Annotated in this window: 11 protein-coding genes and 2 pseudogenes; 5 read left to right on the top strand and 8 right to left on the bottom strand. The window is 42.6% G+C overall.

The features are described 5' to 3' along the window. Positions 1 to 3: 3 nt before the first annotated feature. The 6 genes from V7L29_RS31975 to nifH all read right to left on the bottom strand — a co-directional run bounded on the left by V7L29_RS31975 (position 4) and on the right by nifH (position 5,674). Positions 4 to 717: a 2OG-Fe(II) oxygenase gene (locus V7L29_RS31975; protein ID WP_334738014.1), complete on the bottom strand. Its 714-nt coding sequence runs from the start codon at positions 715 to 717 to the stop codon at positions 4 to 6. Positions 718 to 827: 110 nt separating this feature from the next. Continuing rightward, positions 828 to 1,037 carry a hypothetical protein gene (locus V7L29_RS35710; RefSeq protein WP_442944303.1) on the bottom strand — a complete coding sequence of 70 codons (210 nt, stop codon included), beginning with the start codon at positions 1,035 to 1,037 and terminating at the stop codon, positions 828 to 830. A gap of 149 nt (positions 1,038 to 1,186) precedes the next feature. Next, positions 1,187 to 2,305 (bottom strand): homocitrate synthase, encoded by a 1,119-nt coding sequence (nifV, locus tag V7L29_RS31965; RefSeq protein WP_334738085.1) that lies wholly within the window; start codon positions 2,303 to 2,305, stop codon positions 1,187 to 1,189. Between the two features lie 141 nt (positions 2,306 to 2,446). Continuing rightward, positions 2,447 to 3,904 (bottom strand): substrate-binding domain-containing protein, encoded by a 1,458-nt coding sequence (locus tag V7L29_RS31960; RefSeq protein WP_334738013.1) that lies wholly within the window; start codon positions 3,902 to 3,904, stop codon positions 2,447 to 2,449. 443 nt (positions 3,905 to 4,347) lie between these two features. Beyond that, on the bottom strand, positions 4,348 to 4,701 hold the full coding sequence (locus V7L29_RS31955) for a hypothetical protein (RefSeq protein ID WP_334738012.1): 354 nt from the start codon (positions 4,699 to 4,701) through the stop codon (positions 4,348 to 4,350). A 148-nt stretch (positions 4,702 to 4,849) separates the two neighbouring features. Then, on the bottom strand, positions 4,850 to 5,674 hold the full coding sequence (nifH, locus tag V7L29_RS31950; RefSeq protein WP_334738011.1) for a nitrogenase iron protein: 825 nt from the start codon (positions 5,672 to 5,674) through the stop codon (positions 4,850 to 4,852). Between the two features lie 898 nt (positions 5,675 to 6,572). Here nifH and vnfD point away from each other — a divergent pair. From vnfD to V7L29_RS31935, 3 genes are all read left to right on the top strand, one after another. After that, complete coding sequence (gene vnfD / locus V7L29_RS31945) at positions 6,573 to 8,945, top strand: nitrogenase vanadium-iron protein, alpha chain (protein ID WP_334738010.1); 2,373 nt, start codon at positions 6,573 to 6,575, stop codon at positions 8,943 to 8,945. Positions 8,946 to 9,354: 409 nt separating this feature from the next. Next, positions 9,355 to 10,740, top strand: a complete 1,386-nt coding sequence (gene vnfK, locus V7L29_RS31940) for a V-containing nitrogenase subunit beta (protein ID WP_334738009.1) — start codon at positions 9,355 to 9,357, stop codon at positions 10,738 to 10,740. Positions 10,741 to 10,842: 102 nt separating this feature from the next. Then, entirely contained in the window at positions 10,843 to 12,375 is a 1,533-nt protein-coding gene (locus V7L29_RS31935) for a nitrogenase component 1 (RefSeq protein WP_334738008.1), read from the top strand. 153 nt (positions 12,376 to 12,528) lie between these two features. Here V7L29_RS31935 and V7L29_RS31930 read toward each other — a convergent pair whose 3' ends face one another. Further along, on the bottom strand, positions 12,529 to 12,885 hold the full coding sequence (locus V7L29_RS31930; protein WP_334738007.1) for a hypothetical protein: 357 nt from the start codon (positions 12,883 to 12,885) through the stop codon (positions 12,529 to 12,531). A 222-nt stretch (positions 12,886 to 13,107) separates the two neighbouring features. Here V7L29_RS31930 and V7L29_RS31925 point away from each other — a divergent pair. Next, positions 13,108 to 14,316, top strand: a pseudogene (locus V7L29_RS31925) (nitrogenase component 1); the annotation flags it as partial. 260 nt (positions 14,317 to 14,576) lie between these two features. Here the strand turns inward: V7L29_RS31925 and V7L29_RS31920 are convergent. Next, positions 14,577 to 14,897: pseudogene (locus V7L29_RS31920) on the bottom strand (ISLre2 family transposase); the annotation flags it as partial. 801 nt (positions 14,898 to 15,698) lie between these two features. Between V7L29_RS31920 and V7L29_RS31915 the strand changes: the two are divergent. Then, entirely contained in the window at positions 15,699 to 16,490 is a 792-nt protein-coding gene (locus tag V7L29_RS31915; protein ID WP_334738006.1) for an ABC transporter ATP-binding protein, read from the top strand. The last annotated feature ends 19 nt before the right edge of the window (positions 16,491 to 16,509 follow it).

The following is a 16,509-nucleotide window of genomic DNA, read 5'->3' as shown; positions in this document are numbered from 1 at the left end:
CTGCTACGCGGCTAGCTGGGTTTCTCCAAAATCTGGGGTTAGGCGATCGTTGCGAAAAAAAGCAACTCGTAAAGCCAGCCGACACTCAGATACAGGGCAAGTAAGCGGAGTTACCGTATGCCAAGAATTGTCAGAACGCACGATCACAACTGAAGAATCGCTCAGGGGTAGAATATCTTGGAAGACAGATTCCGGTTGAGAATCTTTGAGAATTCGCAAACAGCCTCCCCAGTCTACAGGCCATTGTTGATTGAAAAATAGCAGATGAGTTAAAACTTTGTTCGGCTCATCTGTATGAGGACGATGCAAATGTCCTATATTATACCGACGAAACCCTACACCCATTGCACAGCCCTTTAGCTCCAACCCAGACATTTCTGCTAAAGCTGTGCGGTAAGAATCTGTCCACAGTTCTTCTATTAACTGTCGCCAAACATTACTAAGGTGTCCTAAGTCACTGGAAAATCTCCCATCTGCAATGCGTTGCTGCCAACGACTATCACCAAATCTGAGCATTAAGGAAATATCTTCGTTGGTGACAAACATTTTTCTCCACAGATATCCGTATCCCTCCCCTTCTGACAAATGAAACTCTTCGTGGGGAAAACTGGCAGCTAGTTCTAAGCTTGTCTCTGTTGAGAGTAGGTTTTTGATCAAAGCCCAATTGTATGGGACTTTTTGCATTGCTGTGGTATGAATGGACTCAAAATTGAGCATGGTAGAAAAAAATAATTTACTATAGTTAACCAATCCTGACTACCCTGGACATCAAGTGGTATTGGAGCAGCGTAGCATCAACAATCAATTGACCTCTACAACTGTTATCACTACTCAAGAAAGTTAAATAGGTCAAGATCGACCTCTGTAGAATCAAACCGCTTATCCCGCTTTTTGAGTAATTTTGGTTCGAGAGTACGCACTAAGGAGCGCAATACATCAGTTTTAGTGCGTTGAAACCGCTGGCAGTATTGCTCCAAAAGTTGCAGCTCTTCTCTTGACGATTGAAAGGTGATCCATCCTTGGTCTTTTCTCGGCATAGTTAATACCAATTAAATTGGTAATATATTAGCACTTGATACAATGATTGCGGTTGCAACAAAGACAAAATTGTTATGCATTCTTAACCAACTTCACTAATCAGTAATCAGTTATCGGATGTATTGATAACTGTTCACTGATAGTGCATTTACCCTTGGGGAACCAAACTCAGGAGTTCTTCAACTGTGAGACTGCGCTTAACTTGTACTGACTGATGCTTGACGGCATCCAGCACTGATTGAATTTGTGGCTGACTGAGGGTGATTCCATGTTGTTGCAGTACACTCAGTATTAGATGCCGACCGGAATGTTTGCCTACGACTAAACGACGTTCCCAACCAACATCTTCTGGTGCGAATGGTTCGTAAGTACCCGGATTTTGTAGGACACCGTGAGCATGAATGCCCGATTCGTGTGCAAAGGTATTTTCACCCACGATCGCTTTCCAAGGGGGAACCGGCCAGTTGGCAGCTTTTGCAACTAACCGTGACAGTTCCAGCAGCCGTTTTGTATTAATACCCGTTCGGACACCGTAGATATGTTTGAGTGCCATCACTATTTCTTCCAACGCCGCATTACCGGCGCGTTCGCCAATTCCGTTGACTGTGGTATTGACTGATAGCGCCCCTGCTTCAATACCAGCCAGCGAGTTCGCCATTGCCAGTCCAAAGTCATTATGCGTGTGCATTTCAATTGGAATGAATAGGTGATGCACGAGTGAGCGAACTTTACTGTAAGTAGTCAGAGGGTCGAGAATTCCCACAGTGTCACAAAAGCGAAACCGGAAAGCTCCCCACTGTTGAGCAGAGAAAGCTACATCTAATAGAAAAGATGGATCGGCTCTAGAAGAATCTTCTCCGCCAACAGATACAGCTAAACCGCGATCGCAGGCAAAATTTATCGCATCTTCTAGACGGTCTAGCATTACCTGCTGCTTACCGCCAAACTTTGCGGCAATCTGAATCTCCGAGACTGGAACAGAAATATGCACCCGTTGCAAACCACAATCTATAGATGCTTGAATATCAGATAAATTAGCACGGTTCCAACCAAGTAATTTAGCGCTTAATCCCAGATTAGCAATGGCTCGGATCGACTCTGCTTCTTCTTGCCCCATTGCCGGAACGCCAATTTCCAATTCTGGAACGCCAATAGAATCTAGAAAGGTGGCGATCGCAATTTTTTCTTCAACGTTAAAAGCTACACCTGCTGCCTGTTCACCATCTCGCAAGGTTGTATCGTTAATTTGAATGGGATGTTTGTTCATCATGAGGTGGTGATTCACGATCAGTTAACTTGTTGTGTAGTTTTGATTTACTTGAATAGTTCTTCACAAGTGCTCAGTAACCAAGCTAGTAATTACGAATTACGTAGCTTGCTTCTCGCCGGAGGCGAGTATTACGAATTACTAAATATTCGCTACAACTTCTCCAATATTGCTAACGTCATAGCCACCGAGAATCTCTAATTGCGATTGAACTAGCCGATGTCCTAAAGTACTGAGCAACTGCTGTACTGGTATTTCTTCTAAGTATTCTTTGAGAATCACCAAATCGTAGCGCGAGCGATGCAGGGAAATAAATCCCAATCCAAAGGCAGCAGCTACGGATGCTGTACTGACACCTACATCTGCAATTCCTGAAATTACAGATAAAGCGACATCTTGATGGTTGTAAACGATATGGTCAAATCCTTTAACTGTGTGTAATGATATCTGTTTCTCTTGGAGTTTGCGTTCCAAAAGTATACGACAACTAGAACCTAATTCACGGTTGACAACAGTTGCTCCTAATTCCACTAAGTCACTGACTGTTTTGATTCCCTTTGGATTTCCTGGTGCAACTAAAAGTCCTTCTTCCCAAACCCCAAGGGCGATTAAAACTGCACTCCTGCCAGCTAAAGCTTTCCGCACAAAGGGAATATTATGCTCCCCAGTTTCCGGATCGTACAAGTGCATCCCTGCAATGTGAACTTCACCTTGGCACAGACTACGCAATGCTGCCATACTATTGGCGAGAATATGATGAACTCGCAGTTTGGGATGCCAGCGTTCAGATGCTCTTGCCCAGAGGGAAATCATCGGCGTACAACCAGCGACCACAACTGTATTTTGCAATCTCTCCACATCATCAAGCAGTCGAACCAATACTTTATTTGTACTTGTCTGGTTCTGTGCTTCATCCTCCGCCAACGGCAGTTTGCTTACACTGACAGCAGTTTCTATTTTGTAGGGAGCCGCTCTTTGCTGACTTGTTTGCTGTTGGACGTAGCTTTTCTGGCAGGGTAAGTGTTCCTGAGGGTTAGAAACTGGTTGGGAAACCTTCTGTTCGCCTAAAGGCGAGTATAAGAAAAGATCGTCCGCAGAGAAATCTTCCAATGCTTGTGATGCTCGTGGACTTGCTAACGCTACCCTATCGCTCTTAGCGTCTCCCCTTGGGAAAAAACTAGACTTAGCTTCACTATCAGAATTTTTCTCTGTAAATTGGTGGCTCACGGCAACTGCCTCACCATCGGCTGGAATCATTTCTAGGCGAAAAGCATCGTTCCCAACCAGAGGATAAGCTATCCATCGACCTCCAACCCGCGCTAAACTAACTCGCAATTGCTGTCCGCACTGTACTGATTTGTTAAGAACTGCCTCAACTTCTGGTAAATTTTGCTCAAACCAAAATAAGTCCTCGACTTGGCAACCAAGTGCTTTAGCTAAACGCAGTGACATAGCAACAGAAGGAGCATATTGTCCCGATTCCACACCACCTATACTCTGACGGGTTACGCCAGCTATATTAGCCAAATCCTGCTGACTCATGCCTAAACGAGTTCTAATTGACTTCAGGTTATTGTAAAGATTTATGTCTAGTTTCATGAGGCTGTATCTCTCCGTTAGAAAAAGTTGCAGTGGACAAACTTAATCTGTAGGGACAATAGCAAGGTTATTTAATGTTTGCCGTTTTTGTGGGAGACATGTTGATATATATTTTGACATTTCACTTATCTGCCGCAAGCATAACATACATTTTGCCAATATACTTGCATCTGAGGATACTATTTAGCGTTGGCGCAGCCCGCCGTACCCCTTCTCCTTCTCCTATCGGAGACGCTGCGCGAACGGGGAAGCAAGCTACGCGGTAGCGTCTCTGAAAGAAAAGGCATCGCTTTTTCATTATTTGCTAACTTATACTAAGTTGCGAAGAAAAATAGTATCCCCAGGAGGCAAGAGGCAAGGAAGTAGGGAGAGAATTTTTAAATAATTTCTCCGTGTGCCTGCGTCTTCCTCATCCCCCTCATCCGTAAGTCCCAATTAAGATATCAATTGCATTTTCTAGTTGGTACTGACACATAATGAAGTTCCAACCACAGAATAGGGTTTCTTTTCTTTAATGTTGAGGCAGGATCGCGGATAATGCGTGTAGCATTCATGCAAACAGCGTCCGATATTCCTAGATCTCTAGCAGTGCCTCTAAGAAGGTCTTTGTAGTCATTAACTGAAGCAAACAGCAGATTGGGCGAAAATACAGCAAAATGTTGAATAAGTTTCGAGGGGCAGCCCCAGTAGGAGTTTACGAGTTCAACGTGGCAGTACTGGAGCAACTCACCGAGTTTGGAACAGCGTTCTGTGGCTACGCTAATAAATTTTTGGACTAATACCTCTTCGGTTAACATAATAAGTTCTACTCCTTCAATGAGGTAGACAAATTTTGACGTAGTTGATAACGTCGATTTCTCAAATGTTGGTAAGAAACTTACGCAGTTTTTTCTGCTTTTTCGAGTTAGAGGTTGCCAATTGCTCCAGACACTTTATTACGTCGTCTTAGTCAAACAACCCAAACTTTACTAGCAGTTCCTCAAGCCGCTCGTTGGACATAGATTTCGGAATTACAAAATCTGTGTTCCGGTCAATTGCTGTTGCCAGGTTGCGATAGTGCTGTGCCTGTTCGCACTCAGGGGCATACTCAATCACCGTCTTGCGGTGAAACTCTGCCCGTTGCACCATGTTGTCTCTGGGTATGGAGTAGATCATTTGAGTATTCAGTTTCTCAGCTAGAGCCTCAATTAGATCGTTTTCTTTATCAACTTTGCGAGAGTTGCAAATCAATCCTCCCAGACGTATACCGCCTACAGGGGCATACTTCTGAATGCTTCGGCAGATGTTGTTGGTGGTAAACATTGTCATAATTTCCCCAGAAGTGACGATGTAAATTTCTTGAGCTTTGCGTTCACGAAGGGGCATGACAAATCCACCGCATACCACGTCACCCAGGCCATCATAAAATGTATAATCAAGTTTAACTACATCATCATAAGCACCAAGCTGTTCCAGCAACCCAATTGATGTCAAGATGCCTCGACCCGAACATCCTACACCAGGTTCCGGCCCACCTGATTCTACACAAAGCGTCTTCCCCCATCCCTCTTGGCGAAAGTCTTCTAGATTCACGTCATCTTCTTCTTTACGCAACGTGTCGAGTACAATCTTTTGATGAAGTCCCCCTAAAAGAAGTCGGGTAGAGTCTGCTTTTGAGTCACACCCTACAACCATTACCTTACGACCCATATCACTTAATCCAGCCACTACGTTTTGAGTCGTTGTGGACTTACCAACCCCCCCTCTTCCATAAATAGCAATCTTCCGCATGAAAACCTCGGTAATGGCACAGATATGTCGATTCGTAATTCGTAATGTAAAGTTGTAGCCTCTAACTTTAGTTATGCAGACAAAGAAATTTTTTGCTGATTTCAAACTTTCACATTTATACGTGAGTTTGAATTACGATTATTTTGAGCAATCAAAAAATTTCCACAGGGATGACAGGTAAATAATAAATTTCTGCTTCATTACAGCAAGACAAACATCATTTCCCCTGGAAGAAAGATACATAAGAAAATCAGTCCAGCCTACGCTATGGCAATGGTTTCGCCAAACGAAAAACCGATTTTTGACGGCTTTGCTCCAGTTCGATTAACGTTGTGCCGTCACCAATAACTTGTAAGGCTGGTCTGAGACTCACTTCAAAGGAACCTAAGAAGTTTTCCTTCTCTTATTAGATTCCCTATAAATAAAGAATATCATACATCTAGCCAATTTACTTGCGCTTACTAATTAATTTACAAACAGTATTCGTGGTTACAGTTAGTCAATAGGTCGAGAGCCTGAAAGCCCATAATTGCGTTATTATGTTGTTTTGAGTTGAGTAAATATGGCAAATTTATCTAATTCATATATCTATAAACAGGATATAAATCAAAGAATTAATCTCTTTATATATAGTTAGAACAGTCTGTCTATTTTCATAAAAAATATCTGATTTACCTCAGAAAACATTGCTTTTATTTTAGACAGAACTGTCTATTTATCGCTGATATAATCTTTTATTCTCCTACATTTTTTCGATTATTGTTATCAGATTTACTATTATTAATTACAGATGTTGATAGGATTTAGAAATCAAGGAAATCAAAGAAGTTTTCTTCTTGAATACAAAGCCTTGAATCATCTTTCTTAAGATCAGCTATTGCAGAAGGAGCAATCAGCCATGCCAACCAAGTTGTTTAAATGCGACGAAACGATTCCCGAACGGGAAAGACACATATATATTAAAGAAAAGGGAGAAGATACAACCCAGTTTCTCCCCAGCGCCAACGTGGAAACCATTCCCGGCTCTTTGTCTGAGCGCGGATGCAGCTATTGTGGTGCCAAGCTAGTGATTGGTGCTGTCCTCAAAGATACTATCCAATTAATACACGGTCCTGTAGGTTGTTCCTACGATACCTGGCACACCAAACGCTATCCCAGTGACAACGGCAACTTCCAACTCAAGTATGCCTGGTCATCAGACATGAAGGAACAGCATATTGTTTTTGGTGGTGAGAAATTACTCAAAAAGACCATCAAAGAAGCTTTTGCTGAATTTCCTGACATCAAGCGGATGATAGTGTACACCACCTGCTCTACAGCTTTGATTGGTGATGACATTAAGCCAGTAGTCAGAGAGGTGGAACAAGAACTTGGTGATGTCGATATCTTCACTGTAGAGTGTCCAGGTTTTGCTGGGGTGAGTCAATCTAAAGGACACCACGTTCTTAACATTGGCTGGGTGAATGAGAAAGTCGGAACCCTTGAGCCAGAGATTACCAGTCCATATACGATCAATGTGATTGGGGATTACAACATTCAAGGAGATACCTTTGTCCTTGAAAAGTATATGGAAAAAATGGGCATCCAAATCATCGCCCATTTTACAGGTAATGGTACTTATGACGCATTGCGTGGGATGCACAGAGCGCAATTGAATGTGACTAACTGTGCGCGGTCTGCGGGATATATTGCCAATGAGTTGAAGAAAAGATATGGCATTCCCCGGATTGATGTCGATACCTGGGGCTTTGACTATGCTAAGGAAGGGTTACGCAAAATCGGGGCTTTCTTTGGTCTTGAGGATAAAGCCGAAGAGGTCATTGCCGAAGAGGTAGCCAAATATGAATCCAAGTTAGCTTGGTATAAGGAGCGCTTGACTGGCAAGAAAGTCTGTATCTGGACTGGAGGCCCTAGATTGTGGCACTGGACAAAGGCGCTAGAATACGATTTGGGGATGAGAGTGGTAGCGATGTCCTCGAAGTTTGGTCACCAAGAGGACTTTGAAAAGGTAATTGCCAGAGGTGAAGAAGGGACTATCTATATTGATGATGGCAATGAACTTGAGTTCTTTGAAGTGCTAGAGATGGTCAAGCCTGATTTGGTTTTGACCGGACCACGGGTGGGTGCATTGGTGAAGAAGTTACACCTGCCTTATGTGAATGGTCATGGCTACCACAATGGTCCTTACATGGGCTTTGAAGGTGCGGTGAATATGGCACGTGATATGTACAATGCCATTAATTCCCCCCTGATGAAGTTGGCTCAGAATGATATCCGCGAGGATGTTTCTGTTGTTAATGGCAACGGCAAAAGCAACAGCAATGGCAATGGCAAAGTTGCTAAAAATACCTCTGCGGACATGACTTCATTAGTTCAAGCGCCAGCTAAGGAAACTACCTCAGCAGTTCAAGCGCCAGCTAAGGAAACTACCTCAGCAGTTCAAGCGCCAGCTAAGGAAACCACTGCCAAGGTTCAAAAGCCAGTTGAAGAAACCACTGCCAAGGTTCAAAAGCTAGTTGAAGAAACTATTGCAAAGGTTCAAAAGCCAGTTGAAGAAACCACTGCCAAGGTTCAAAAGCTAGTTGAAGAAACCATTGCAAAGGTTCAAAAGCCTGCTGAAGAAACCATTGCAAAGGTTCAAAAGCCTGCTGAAGAAACCATTGCAAAGGTTCAAAAGCCTGCTGAAGAAACCACTGCCAAGGTTCAAAAGCCTGCTGAAGAAACCACTGCCAAGGTTCAAAAGCCTGCTGAAGAAACCACTGCCAAGGTTCAAAAGCCTGCTGAAGAAACCACTGCAAAGGTTCAACAGCCAGCTAAGGAAACTATTGCAAAGGTTCAACAGCCAGTTGAAGAAATGACTCCACAGGTTCAACAACTAGTTAAAGAAACCATTGCACAGGTTCAACAGCAATCTGCGGAAATCACGTCATACATTCAAGAGCGAACTGAGGAAGTTACGTCATTAATACAACAACGGTGTTTGTGGCAGTTTCACTCGCGCTCATGGGATAGGGAAGAAAACATCAATGGTGTTCTCAATCAAGCCGCCAAAATCTTGACTGGGGAACAAGTGGTTCTGGAAACCCTTGTTGACAGAGCTTTTTATGCAGACGCAAAACTCCTTGTAGCTGACCTGGAAAAGAAGTTCCAATGCTTGAGTAAGATGGAGAACAGCCAAAAGAAGGCAGTACTGGAGTCTGTTAAAAACAGATTGATCGGTATTGTGATCACCAACTCCTTAAACGGTGAATTGCACCATTCGCTTTATTAAAGCAATCGGTAATTCAACCTAAACGAACAGCGTTGTTCAATTGGAGTAAGAATTAGAGTCTTGTCATTCTGTTAGTTGTGCCAAAATTTTCCTACAGAGTAAAGAGCGATGTCTACGATCGCCTGTGCCTACGCCAAAAGCATTCCCAAAAAGCTTAGTGTCCGCGCATCGTCTAATACGGAAGTATTTCGTTTAGTTTTCAAGACTTTTGGAAAATTCAACTCTACCCTGCTTCTGTAATTGACGCTAGGCGTAACTTACTTCTTGGTCACCTAAAGCTTTAGCAAACGATACGCCGCAGGCATCGCTCCACTTACTTCCTTAAACTCAAAATGACAATTCATATCTCCGTTCAGCAACGCCAAACAAACACGCATCACAAAGTCTACACTATCTAGGAGCTAATAGGATGTCTGTAATCGTCAAACAGAAAGAACGCAGTGGAGTAATCAATCCAATTTTTACCTGTCAGCCTGCTGGAGCCGAGTATGCTTCCATCGGAATCAAAGATTGTATTCCCCTGGTACATGGAGGACAGGGGTGTAGTATGTTTGTTCGGCTCCTGTTTGCCCAGCATTTGAAGGAAAATTTTGACATTGCTTCTTCTTCGCTGCATGAAAATAGCGCTGTCCTTGGAGGTATACCACGTATTGAGGAAGCTGTAAAGACTTTAGTCGCACGATATCTCGATTTACGGATCATTCCTGTTATTACGACTTGTTCAACCGAGACGATTGGGGACGACATCGAAGGAACCATTAACAAGCTCAACCGCCACTTAAAGAAAGAGTATCCCGATCGCGACATTAAGCTGGTTGCTGTGCATACTCCTAGTTACAAAGGTAGCCAGGTAACAGGCTATAATGTCGGCATCCATGCAATCATTTCTACCTTGGCAAAAAAAGGCGAACCAACTGGTAAGTTAAACGTCATTACTGGGTGGCTCAACCCTGGAGATGTTACAGAAGTTAAGCGTATCTTAAAAGAGATGGATGTTCCAGGAAACATCTTAATGGATACAGAAAGCTTCGATGCGCCCACCATGCCCGATAAGACAAGTTTTGCCTTTGGGAATACCACCGTCGAAGACATCGTTGATTCTGCTAACGCCATCGGTACCATCGCTTTATGCAAATATGAAGGCGGTAGCGCGGCTGAATTTTTAGACGAGAAGTTTAAGGTTCCGGCGATTGTTGGCCCAACACCAATTGGTATCAAAAATACCGATATCTGGCTGCAAAATATCAGCAAATTAACTGGTAAACCAGTACCAGAATCTTTAGTTAAAGAACGGGGTAAAGCTATCGATGCGCTCGCCGACCTCGCTCACATGTTCTTCGCTAACAAGAAGGTAGCTATTTACGGAGATCCCGATTTAGTAATTGGTCTAGCAGAGTTCTGCTTGGAAGTTGAGTTAGAGCCAGTGCTACTTTTGTTAGGCGATGATAACAAGATTTGTGCAAAAGACCCCAGAATTAAGGCTCTGGAGAACATCTCACCTACTGATATCGAAGTGATCACCAATGCAGACCTCTGGGAACTAGAGCGTCGCATTAAAGATAAATCCATGCAAATCGACTTGATTTTGGGTCATTCCAAAGGTCGATATATCGGTATTGATAACAATATTCCGATGGTTCGGGTAGGCTTCCCCAGCTTTGACCGTGCAGGTCTGTGGAAATACCCCGTAATTGGTTACAAAGGAGCAGAATGGTTAGCAGACAACATTGCTAACGCCATGTTTGCAGATATGGAGTACAAACGCGATCGCGAGTGGATCTTAAACGTTTGGTAAAAAGCTGAAGAGGACACTTGAAGATTTGCCAGATTCCCGACTCTCTAAGAAGTCGGGAATTTAATCACCCACGCTATAGAAACTTACGAATTGGGAGCTATCATGACTGCAACAAGTATAGATCAGAATGTCGTATTTTACGGAAATTTGAGCGAACTGTATCGCTTGGCAAAAGAGGGTAAGATTAAAACGACTTTACAAGGTAGTCATACTCGCCCCTGTAAATTCTGGACTGCAACAAAGATTTTAAGTGGGATTAAAGATGCGATCGTGATTTCTCACGGGCCAAGTGGCTGTGCTTATGGTGTAAAGCGGGCATATAAGCTGACCAATAGCCGCAATAGTGGTTCACCTTATGAACCTGTGGTGACTACGAACATGAGTGAGAAGGCGGTGATTTTTGGTGGTGAAAAAGAATTAGCAGGCGCGATTCGAGAAGTAAATGAAAAATACCATCCCGATGCGATCGTTGTTGCCACTAGTTGTGCGTCTGGTATTATTGGGGACTGTGTTGATGATGTGGTGAATAAGGCGCGTGGCGAAATCCAGTCTGAAATCATGACGATACATTGTGAAGGATTTGCCGGGGAGTATCGCAGTGGATTTGATATAGTATTTCGGCAAATCGTAGACTTTATGGAGCCACCAACTCCAGAACGGAAGGCACAACTAGCCGATGCTGTGAATATTGTGGGCGCAAAGATGGGCCCTGAAAGAACAGAAGTCGAAACTGATGTTAAAGAACTGGTGCGATTGATAGAAGGAATGGGGGCACGAGTTCATAGCGTCATCGCTGGTGACTGTACTTTAGAAGAACTCAAGCAAGCACCGAGTGCGGCAGTCAACTGTACTTTATGTTTGGATCTTGGCTATACCATCGGCAAAGCCATGTCAGACAAGTTCGGTACTCCGCTAAACTCTACCATCCTTCCCTATGGAATCGCTGCTACAGAAAAATGGCTCGAAGGGGCGGCAAAATATTTAGGCATGGAAGAACAAGCGGCTGCCCTAATGGAAAAGGAATATGCCGCAATTAAGACTGAATTTGAAGCAGCTAAGGGTTATATAGAGGGGAAGTTAGCGATTATCGAAGGACATGATGCTATCAAGTGCTTATCCCTTGCTCACATGTTGGATCGTGATTTTGGGATGCGTGTAGTAATCTATAATTTCCATCCCTGGAGTACAGAAGCACGAGAAACCAGTGTAGACTACCTATTGGAAACAGGGTTAGACCCGGAAATATTGATTACGAAAGGGACGCTGGCCTTTGGCAAGTACGAGTCCATGAAACAAACCGAAGATGAATTACTGGATTTCATTGGTGGTCTTGATGCAGAATCGGTAGTTTATTTTGGTTCTTCCTTGAGTTTCCCCCATATTCCTGTCGTCGATTTAAATGCTATCTTAAATCGTCCCAGATTTGGCTATCGCGGAGCCTTAAAGGTCGCAAGGTGTATTGAAACAGTACTCCAATATGCCTTTAGACCTCGGAGTGCTTTAACCAAGCAAATGGTATTCCCTAAAGATTCCGGGTTAGCATCTGTTCAATCACTAAGCGGAAAATTAGCTCAAGACATGCCTGATTGTACCGTATATGCACAGAAGAGACGGGGAAAATGTATGAACGAGTAATAAATGAAATGTGACTTTGCTAAATAAAAGTATGGATTTGTCTCAAACAGAAAATTGTAGGTTGGGTAGAACTTTAGTGTTACCCAACAAACTCTTCGGAAATGTTGAATTTTGTTCCTCAACCCAACCTACGTAGACTGATACGGACAAGGCTTAAGCCAAAAATGTCAAGGCAGAAGCTGTTACAGGCTGCGCGAAACACGGAAATGTCAAGGCAGAAGTCGCTACAGGGAAGGCAAAAGCTGTTACAGGCTGCACAAAACACGGAAACGCCAAAGCAGAAGTTGCTACAGGGAAGGCAGAAGCTGTTACAGGCTGCGCGAAACACGGAAATGTCAAGGCAGAAGTCGTTACAGGGAAGGCAAAAGCTGTTACAGGCTGCGCAAAACACGGAAACGTCAAGGCAGAAGTTGCTACAGGGAAGGCAAAAGCTGTTACAGGCTGCGCGAAACACGGAAACGTCAAGGCAGAAGTTGCTACAGGGAAGGCAGAAGCTGTTACAGGCTGCACAAAACACGGAAACGCCAAAGCAGAAGTCGCTACAGGCTGCGTGAAACGCGTTTACATAGTCAAGCTTTAAAGAAACAGGAGGAATAAATGTCTGCTGAAACGACTTTTGACAATTGTAACCATAGTAAAGACCCAGTAGTTGGCTGTGCTCTTGAAGGTATTGCAACTACAGTTGCTGGTATTAAAGATGTCAGTATTGTGATTTAGTCTCCACAGGGTTGCGCGTCCACTGTCGCAGCTGGGTATGATGCTCATGAGGTTGATTTCACTAAGCGGAAAGTAGGTTGTACTCGTCTTTTTGAGTCAGACATTGTGATGGGAGCGTCTGAGAAACTCAAAGGGATGATTAAAGAGGCTGATCAATCTTTTGATTCTAAGGTGATGTTTGTCGTTGGAACTTGCGCGGCAGACATTATAGGTGAAGATATTGCGGGATTATGCAACCAGCTCCAGCCAGATATCAAAGCCAAACTCGTTCCTTTAATGGCTGGTGGGTTTCGGGGCAATGCTTACGATGGCTTAGAGATGGGTTTGGAAGCTTTACTTCCTTTTATCAAAAAAAGGCAGACCAAGAGAAGGGGCAGGAAGCCAAGGATTGTAAATATCATTGCACCACAGGCAAATCTGAATCCTACTTGGTGGGCTGATTTGGAATGGGTAAAGCAGACGTTAAAATCTTTAAGGATTAAAGTACAAACGGTCTTCTCTCATAATACCTCCTTTGAAGAACTAGAGCAAGCTGGTGAGGCAACTGCTAATATTGTTCTCAGTCATGATGTTGGGTATAAGTTTGCTCGGAAAATGCAACAGACTCATGACATCCCTTTGATCCTTGATGATATACCTTTACCAATAGGTGTAAATAACACTACTCGGTGGTTGAAGGCATTGGCGGCACATTTCAAGATAGATGAAAAAGTGGAGCCAATCATCAAACAAGGCGAAGAAATGGTCGTAGATACACTTCGCAAACGAGCATTGATGATTATTCCCCGATATCGTAACTGTAGAATTGCCGTATCTGCGGATGGGACGCTTGGTATTGGACTAGTCAGAATGCTTTTTGAAGAATTGGAGATGATTCCAGAAATCTTATTATTTCGCTCGGCGATGCCTGATTCTCGTTCAATTTTGGAGCGAGAACTGTACAGCCTCGGTCTTACTTCCCATATAGTATTTTCGGCAGATGGCTATCAGGTAAAACAGACCTTAGAAGAGTTTGATGTTGATGCTGTGATTGGCTCGGCATGGGAAAAATATATGGCAGAGGAATTGGGAATAAAAATTACTTTTGATGTATTTAGCCCCACTAACAGAGAAACTTATGTTGACAAACCATATTTTGGTTATGAAGGCATGGTCAATATAATGGAGGTGATTGCTAACGATTGGGATAGAGCTTTTCGTTCAAAAGAGATTCATTGGACTTGACACTCTCCTTTGCTAGGCAGCGGAAATTCTTTGTTCAACAAGTCTACTTAACCTAAGCTCGACTTTATCTATTTTCGTGGAACGCGACTGCATACGCTAAAACCCTTGTATATGTGACGTTTTACTTTTTCGATTTAACCGATAATCAGTGATATGGAAAAAGGTTTTGCCAAAAAGCTAGGGTTTTTGCCGTATAAAGAGAACCCAGTTCTTAATTTTGGATAAAGTCGAGCTAAGAGGATGTCTGAGAAGTTTTGCATTAAAGTTACTTCAACATTCCCAACTGTTAATACTTGTCGCTTTTTATAACCATGCTTTTGCGTTGTCTTATGCCACCATCCCTGTGTCTGCTCCATTGATTTTTTGAAAAAATCTTGAGATTTAGACAGATTATGAAGCAATAAAGCAATACATTCTTCGGCTAAAATTAATGCTGATTCCCTAATCTTGTCCTTACGTAACTTTAAAATTTGTCCATCAAATTCTGATATGTTCGTTAATTCTAAAAGTTTCGTAACTCTTTATTGAAAGTGTGACAATAATTTGCTCAAATCGAAGGTAGAATATATGTTATTTTTCATTCAGTGTAGGCATTCCCGGTTTTGATGTCAGATATCAAAACTTTTATTATTCGGGAATCCTACCTTTTTTTGCCCCAAAAAAAACGGTAGGATTCATATCCTAAAATCGTCAGCAAACTTAAGTCAGTATTAGTACGTTATGAAAAGTAGTAAATTTTTTAAGTACTTTGCATTTTCTTACGTAATATTTCAATTAAATGATGTGGTATTTTTACTTATATTATACGTATTGATGCTGTTTCCACAGGTGTTGAACCCTCGTAAATGGCGAAGGTATTGCTTTTATTTTGGTAAAGGTATTGTCAAAGGTAAGTTATTTAACGTAGTCTAAATATTACCAACTTAGTGAGCAACATACCAATAAATATTTGATACAAATCTTAAAAATACCATTCTAAATCTTGCTGTTCCAATGGGGGCAACTATTCATTATGCTACTCAAATTGAGTATTGAAACCGTTTTTAATCAAAATCATCTGGGATAGTGGTGGTTTGTTGAACCAAGCCTAATGTCAGGGTATCTTTACCAAGTGCAAGGCTAAATAGCCAACATTATTGGTAGTATCATCACAATATGATTTACATATCTGTCGTGAAGGGCGATGTCTACGACAAGCCCTTACGGTCTACGCGGTTCTTGAGGAAGAGTCTTAGTATGTGATGACTCAAAAGTTTAACACTCTAGCAATTGTAACAAGACACTGCTGTATTAGGCGATCGCTTTTTTGCATTGCATCCAAATGAAATTATACCGTAGACAAACTAAACACTTATGTCCTGAGCTTGCGCTCCCAAAGCCTTATGGAAAATACAGCCCTTAAAACTCAACATCTGAGCCTAGCTTACGACGGCAAATCCATCATATCCGATCTTAACCTGTTAATTCCCACAGGACAAATTACTGCTTTAGTTGGCCCTAATGGTTGTGGAAAATCTACTCTACTGCGAGGTTTAGCTAGATTACTCAAACCCCATACTGGTGCTGTATATCTCAATGGTGCTGATATTTTTCGACAGTCAACAACTAAAGTTGCACAACAACTCGGTATTCTTCCTCAAGGGCCAGTTGCACCAGAAGGATTGACCGTGCGAGATTTGGTAGCACAAGGTCGTTATCCATATCAAAAAAGTTGGCTGCAATCTTGGACACCTGAAGATGAACGTCAAGTCAGCAAAGCACTGACAACTACAGACCTCAGCGAATTAGCGCATAGAGCTGTAGATACCCTTTCTGGTGGACAAAAACAACGTGCTTGGATAGCTATGACTTTAGCGCAAGATACGCAGATTTTATTATTGGATGAGCCGACAACTTTCTTAGATTTAGCTCATCAAGTGGAAGTACTGGAATTATTGGGGGATTTGAATCAACTTGAAGGGCGAACAATTGTCATGGTGTTGCATGACCTGAATCAGGCGTGTCGTTATGCTCATCAGCTAGTAGCTTTACGTGATGGCGCTGTTATGGCTCATGGAACTCCAGCAGATGTCATGACAGAAGAAATGGTGCAGGAGGTGTTTGGATTAGCTTGTCGAATTGTACCAGACCCAGTAGTAGGAACACCTTTGTGTTTACCTCTAAAAAAGAAATGATTGCATGGGGTCTTGATAT

Source organism: Nostoc sp. (assembly GCF_036916575.1).
Taxonomy (GTDB): domain Bacteria; phylum Cyanobacteriota; class Cyanobacteriia; order Cyanobacteriales; family Nostocaceae; genus Nostoc.
Note: the sequence above shows the minus strand (reverse complement) of the source record. Positions and strands in the feature narration are given on the sequence as shown.

Bases quoted from the DNA above. Each gene is read 5' to 3' on its own strand.
- V7L29_RS31975 (WP_334738014.1), bottom strand. From the start codon at position 717: ATGCTCAATTTTGAGTCCATTCATACCACAGCAATGCAAAAAGTCCCA.
- V7L29_RS35710 (WP_442944303.1), bottom strand. From the start codon at position 1,037: ATGCCGAGAAAAGACCAAGGATGGATCACCTTTCAATCGTCAAGAGAA.
- nifV (WP_334738085.1), bottom strand. From the start codon at position 2,305: ATGAACAAACATCCCATTCAAATTAACGATACAACCTTGCGAGATGGT.
- V7L29_RS31960 (WP_334738013.1), bottom strand. From the start codon at position 3,904: ATGAAACTAGACATAAATCTTTACAATAACCTGAAGTCAATTAGAACT.
- V7L29_RS31955 (WP_334738012.1), bottom strand. From the start codon at position 4,701: ATGTTAACCGAAGAGGTATTAGTCCAAAAATTTATTAGCGTAGCCACA.
- nifH (WP_334738011.1), bottom strand. From the start codon at position 5,674: ATGCGGAAGATTGCTATTTATGGAAGAGGGGGGGTTGGTAAGTCCACA.
- vnfD (WP_334738010.1), top strand. From the start codon at position 6,573: ATGCCAACCAAGTTGTTTAAATGCGACGAAACGATTCCCGAACGGGAA.
- vnfK (WP_334738009.1), top strand. From the start codon at position 9,355: ATGTCTGTAATCGTCAAACAGAAAGAACGCAGTGGAGTAATCAATCCA.
- V7L29_RS31935 (WP_334738008.1), top strand. From the start codon at position 10,843: ATGACTGCAACAAGTATAGATCAGAATGTCGTATTTTACGGAAATTTG.
- V7L29_RS31915 (WP_334738006.1), top strand. From the start codon at position 15,699: ATGGAAAATACAGCCCTTAAAACTCAACATCTGAGCCTAGCTTACGAC.